The following is a 4928-nucleotide window of genomic DNA, read 5'->3' as shown; positions in this document are numbered from 1 at the left end:
GACATACCCAGTTCAAAGATGGATGTAAACCTATTGTAATATTTTACAACATGCAAGTTACTTTTTATCATTAGTGATATTTTTTATTATTAATGCTATACGGTTAAAATTTTAAGGGGTTTAAATGATTCTGTTTGATGAAGAAAAGCTGTCGCCAGTCCGGCGTCGTACCCTGGAACGTATCACTCATTCAGCGCTGAAGTTATACCGTGAGAAAAAATTCCCGTCTCCTGAAGAGATTGCCAGTGAAGCTGAATATGCGAAGGTCACGTTGCGCAGCTACTTTTCAACCCATAGTGATTTTGTAGAGTATGTTGTAAAACAAGTCATTGGGTCATTCGTTGTCCCCTCTATGGGCAATAATGCAGAGGAAAATATTGAGAAATTATTAAGATGGGGCTATGAAGAAATAGAAGCCAATGAGGCGCTGATGAGGGATGCTTTACGTATTTCTCAGTTACGCTGGCAGGAATCTTTATCCGGTGAAAGTAACCCCGAACGACCCGTTTTGAAGAAAAAAAGTAACCGTAAAGAGACACTTTCTACGGCGTTAGCGCCTCTAAAAGGTCAGCTTAAAGATGACACAATACATAAGATTATTATGTTGATTTCCGTTTTATATGGTACAGAGGCTATGACTATTCTGAAAGATACTTTTGGTTTAGAAAATGATGAAATAATCAACTTAACGAGTTGGGCCGCAAAGTTGATTGTTCGGCAGGCCATTAATGAGGAGCTAAAATAATCAGAAGACCATTTTTTTAACATTAAGGTAAAGAACCGGGCATGAGGCCCGGTAAAAGTTTCTTTTGGTGCCGATAACTTTTGTCACCAATCTTCTGATTAGATATAATCTGAGTTCTGGATAAAAAAATTGAACTAAATGCCGTTTGAAAAATAGAGTTTTCGATCAAGAAAAAACCGTCCCTGAATATTCCCATACATGATGAACGCTCTCGTTAAATAAATATAACTATTTCATTTTGGTACAATTGACACCATGTGGGACGTCCATTTTATCAGCTCAGGTCTGAGCTAGGCATCAAACCGCACAGGAAAAAACGGGTTGTAACTGACCAAGTACCTTAGAAAAAATCGGGTTCGGCGTCAATCTTCACTCCAGAGAACGTTGTTGCGTAAGCGTCCGGAGAACTGCACTTTACTTAGCATCATTTTCCATGGCAGTAGTTTTTCTAAATCCGGGGCTGGCGATGACAACAGTCAGTGATTCTTTGTGAATATCCAGGCCGACATAAGCTGAAGGGATATCGTGTAACATAAAGATCTCCAATAACGCACCGATATTAAAGTGATGATATAAAGGTCATACCATCTGGCTCTTCGCAGGCTCTGCAAAGGTGGCGAACGAGCAGCCCTTCTGAACAGTTTTATCGGTACCTGCCAGCTAAATAAAGTGGATCCTGAGGTCTGGCTACGCCATGTCATCAGTCATATTGCGCACTGGCCTGCAAACCGGGTACATGAACTGCTTCCCTTGGAAGGCCGATCCACCGTTAATACGGCCTGAATGCGCTACTTACATATGGGGAGTGGGATTATTTGAATATTCATCATTATCAATAAATCAGAGTCATCACCAAAGAAAGCGCTACCGACCTTGATTCAGAGATATAAATAAAGGTTCAAAGGTAGCGCTTAAATTATATTTACAATTTTCTCATATAAATTCTTAAAAGAGTTTTAACCACCCCTGGATTATTAATAACATCAACATCTTTTTCCTCATTATACGCGACAAGAGTACGATAAATTTCTTGATTTATATCACACGACAATGTAATAAGACCTGATAAGGGTTATAAACATTCTTTAGCTACTTTTTTAAGGATCACTTCATATAAAGAAGTTGCCAGAACTGATATATGTATATCATTGATTTAATGAAATCTGTTTTTTATAGTATCCTCTCTAAACACACAAAAATAATAGTGGATTTAAATTAGGACTGGATAGTATATCGACTGGGCCAAATTTCTGAAGGATGTACTCCTAGTCTGTCCGCAATAATCCTCTCCCCTTTAGGCCACCGGCGTATTAATGCATTAGATAGTGTCGATGGACTTAGCCCCGATTCCCTTGATAATGCAGCAAGTGTTGTGCCGCGTTTACGCAATGCTGCAATAATATCTGCTGGATGCCAGTCATTTTGAGTCGTTATCATCTCTGTTTACTTCCCCTAATTGATTTATGGTGGCTATTCAAATAGGATGCATGAATCAGTGTTCATTTCCGGCAAGCAAAACCAAAACCTTTCCCGCCAGAACCGCCATGAAAGGGCTAATAACAGACAAATAGGCAAAAAATTTCTTACCAATGTCCATGAACACAGGACCATGATTCCTAGTTATTTATCAAATTACTATTACTAAAAAACGTCCTTGTCATTCATGACCATTACTGTTGCAAGTAATGCTTTGCGTTATTACCCTGTCAGAATAATTTTCATTTTGATTCCAAAAAGTTTTTCACTTTATTATGAGATAAGCTTGGACTATTGGTGCATTTTAAGGACAAGACTAAAGCTGAACATCTTTGTTCAAAATGAACAATATCTTTATGCCCTGAAGTACATGAACGTCCAATCCCAAAAATATCGGCTAATGCCGATGGTTTCATCAATGGATCTCGCCTGAGCCGTTTTAAAATTCCTTTCTGATTATTTGACATATCAAATCATTAAAACCCTTATTCTTACATGGATATTTTTATTTCATTGATGATCAACAGTAAAGATAATTTTTTACTTCTATTTTAATTAGAATAAAAAAATAGTAAATTTAATTAAAGGGATTTTATATTAAAAAATGCGTTCAGATTGCTTCCACGCTTTATTTCCTATTAGTTTAGGTTCAACGATCAAACTTAATTTTCGGACAATAATCTGAACAGCAACCAAATAATCTTTAATGTTAGTCTGATCAATGCACGGAGCCGTCATACCAAACATCGTCAGCTCTAAAGCGGGTTTATGAATATCAGCCAATGGCGTAAAATAATTGACAGAGCCCGTCGTCATATTTGCAGCATTAGATAATACTGAACGAGAAATACGGTTTAGTTTGTTGAGATCGGTTACCGTATAAAGCATTGCAATATTGCTGTCCCTAACATTCCCTGACGCCATAGTTGATACCATAATTTTAGGCAAATCGATCGGCAGGCTTTGCATAGCCGCCGGAGTAATCAGCGCCGTTTCACCTGAGCCTCCGATACCAATCACCCCCGCGATATCGTCGATTGAACTGTTCAGGAAATTCGTGAGGGCGATAGGCATCGCTGTTATCTCTTTATTCTGCATGCCACAAAAAACGGGATCAGCGCCAACGGGATGATACTTAGTCACCTGAAGTGAATGAATATCTACCTTTTTATTCTGATAATTTTTCCCGGGAATTGATGTAGACACATCAATGATGATTGAATCAACTCCTGCGAGGTATAAACAACATTTCAACCAGACCAGCTCGTCCAGTTTTGTGTCTGCTGTGCCAACGACAACCACAAATCGCGTCATAGTGTTCACCCCATGTGGCATACCTAGTTTAAAGACAAATGTAAACCTATTGTAATATTTTACAACATGCAAGTTATTTTTTATCATTAGTGATATTTTTTATTGTGAATGCTATATGGTTAAAATTTTAAGGGGTTTAAATGATTCTGTTTGATGAAGAAAATCTGTCGCCAGTCCGGCGTCGTACCCTGGAACGTATCACTCATTCAGCGCTGAAGTTATATCGTGAAAAAAAATTTCCGTCCCCTGAAGAGATTGCCAGTGAAGCTGAATATGCGAAGGTCACATTGCGCAGCTACTTTTCAACCCACAGTGATTTTGTAGAATATGTTGTAAAACAAGTTATTGGGTCATTCGTTGTCCCCTCTATGGGCAATAATGCAGAAGAAAATATTGAGAAATTATTAAGATGGGGTTATGAAGAAATAGAAGCCAATGAGGCACTGATGAGGGATGCTTTACGCATTTCTCAGTTACGCTGGCAGGAATCTTTATCAGATGAAGATAACTACAAACGACCTGTTTTGAAGAAAAAAAGTAACCGTAAAGAGACACTTTCTACGGCGTTAGCGCCTCTAAAAGGTCAGCTTAAAGATGATACAATACATAAGATTATTATGTTGATTTCCGTTTTATATGGTACAGAGGCTATGACTATTCTGAAAGATACTTTTGGTTTAGGAAATGATGAAATAATCAACTTAACGAGTTGGGCCGCTAAGTTGATTGTTCGGCAGGCTATTAATGAGGAGCTAAAATAATCAGAAGACCATTTTTTTAACATTAAGGTAAAGAACCGGGCATGAGGCCCGGTAAAAGTTTTTTTGGTGTATGGGCCTATGCATTTTGTGAGAGGTTATGTAGTGCTCCGGTCATCTTACCTTGCAATGCCCGTAGCTCTTTGGCAACAGTTGTGCGCTGGTCAGTTTTTGAACAAGTTGTTATCCGCTCTTGGACCTTGTCATATTCCTGCCGATATTTATCCCTGACCGTCGCACGACAACTGCTATCTCCCTGACAGTTGACCAGTTCCTCRCTCCTYGARYGATTCTGGTCAACGCTTAAGTGATTATTSTCCACAACAACSCATTCCAGTGCGAAGTTGACCATCGAACACCGATTTTCCTAATGCCCTCAGTCAGTTACAACCCGTTTTTTCCAATGTCCGTTCACCGCCGAACCCAAAACCCCCTGACGCGCTTTTCGCCCCCGACGGCCCGTTTTTCCCGCCGGGCCTTTGTCAGCGTAGCGCCTTTTTCGGCAACGGGCGAACGTCGCCCAGCTTGCCTGGGCGGCGGACGCACGTTCTGCGGGCGCGGGCGGCACAGAGCCCGCAAGCGGCGCTCCTGCGACGCTCTGAGGCACTGTGGCTTCGGGTTGCGCATGGCCTTGC

At 40.2% G+C, this 4928-nt stretch carries 7 protein-coding genes; 3 read left to right on the top strand and 4 right to left on the bottom strand.

Annotated elements, in window-relative coordinates:
• Nucleotides 1-124: 124 nt before the first annotated feature.
• Entirely contained in the window at nucleotides 125-745 is a 621-nt protein-coding gene (locus D3222_RS23455) for a TetR/AcrR family transcriptional regulator (protein WP_118988235.1), read from the top strand.
• Nucleotides 746-1333: 588 nt separating this feature from the next.
• Nucleotides 1334-1528: a transposase domain-containing protein gene (locus D3222_RS23450; RefSeq protein ID WP_369973537.1), complete on the top strand. Its 195-nt coding sequence runs from the start codon at nucleotides 1334-1336 to the stop codon at nucleotides 1526-1528.
• A 432-nt stretch (nucleotides 1529-1960) separates the two neighbouring features.
• Here D3222_RS23450 and D3222_RS23445 read toward each other — a convergent pair whose 3' ends face one another.
• The 3 genes from D3222_RS23445 to D3222_RS23435 form a co-directional block, all read right to left on the bottom strand.
• Nucleotides 1961-2182: a helix-turn-helix domain-containing protein gene (locus D3222_RS23445; RefSeq protein WP_088374592.1), complete on the bottom strand. Its 222-nt coding sequence runs from the start codon at nucleotides 2180-2182 to the stop codon at nucleotides 1961-1963.
• Nucleotides 2183-2463: 281 nt separating this feature from the next.
• Entirely contained in the window at nucleotides 2464-2688 is a 225-nt protein-coding gene (locus D3222_RS23440) for a hypothetical protein (RefSeq protein WP_088374591.1), read from the bottom strand.
• A gap of 130 nt (nucleotides 2689-2818) precedes the next feature.
• Complete coding sequence (locus tag D3222_RS23435; RefSeq protein ID WP_232832649.1) at nucleotides 2819-3535, bottom strand: Tm-1-like ATP-binding domain-containing protein; 717 nt, start codon at nucleotides 3533-3535, stop codon at nucleotides 2819-2821.
• A 140-nt stretch (nucleotides 3536-3675) separates the two neighbouring features.
• Here D3222_RS23435 and D3222_RS23430 point away from each other — a divergent pair, with 140 nt between their 5' ends.
• Nucleotides 3676-4296 (top strand): TetR/AcrR family transcriptional regulator, encoded by a 621-nt coding sequence (locus tag D3222_RS23430; protein ID WP_118988234.1) that lies wholly within the window; start codon nucleotides 3676-3678, stop codon nucleotides 4294-4296.
• Nucleotides 4297-4372: 76 nt separating this feature from the next.
• Here the strand turns inward: D3222_RS23430 and D3222_RS23425 are convergent, their stop codons facing one another.
• Nucleotides 4373-4645 (bottom strand): hypothetical protein, encoded by a 273-nt coding sequence (locus tag D3222_RS23425; protein WP_232832648.1) that lies wholly within the window; start codon nucleotides 4643-4645, stop codon nucleotides 4373-4375.
• Nucleotides 4646-4928 lie beyond the last annotated feature (283 nt).

Source organism: Photorhabdus sp. CRCIA-P01 (assembly GCF_003545805.1).
Lineage (GTDB): Bacteria > Pseudomonadota > Gammaproteobacteria > Enterobacterales > Enterobacteriaceae > Photorhabdus > Photorhabdus antumapuensis.
Note: the sequence above shows the minus strand (reverse complement) of the source record. Positions and strands in the feature narration are given on the sequence as shown.

Coding starts and splice junctions, on each gene's coding strand:
- D3222_RS23455 (WP_118988235.1), top strand. CDS start 125: ATGATTCTGTTTGATGAAGAAAAGCTGTCGCCAGTCCGGCGTCGTACC.
- D3222_RS23435 (WP_232832649.1), bottom strand. CDS start 3,535: ATGACGCGATTTGTGGTTGTCGTTGGCACAGCAGACACAAAACTGGAC.
- D3222_RS23445 (WP_088374592.1), bottom strand. CDS start 2,182: ATGATAACGACTCAAAATGACTGGCATCCAGCAGATATTATTGCAGCA.
- D3222_RS23440 (WP_088374591.1), bottom strand. CDS start 2,688: ATGTCAAATAATCAGAAAGGAATTTTAAAACGGCTCAGGCGAGATCCA.
- D3222_RS23430 (WP_118988234.1), top strand. CDS start 3,676: ATGATTCTGTTTGATGAAGAAAATCTGTCGCCAGTCCGGCGTCGTACC.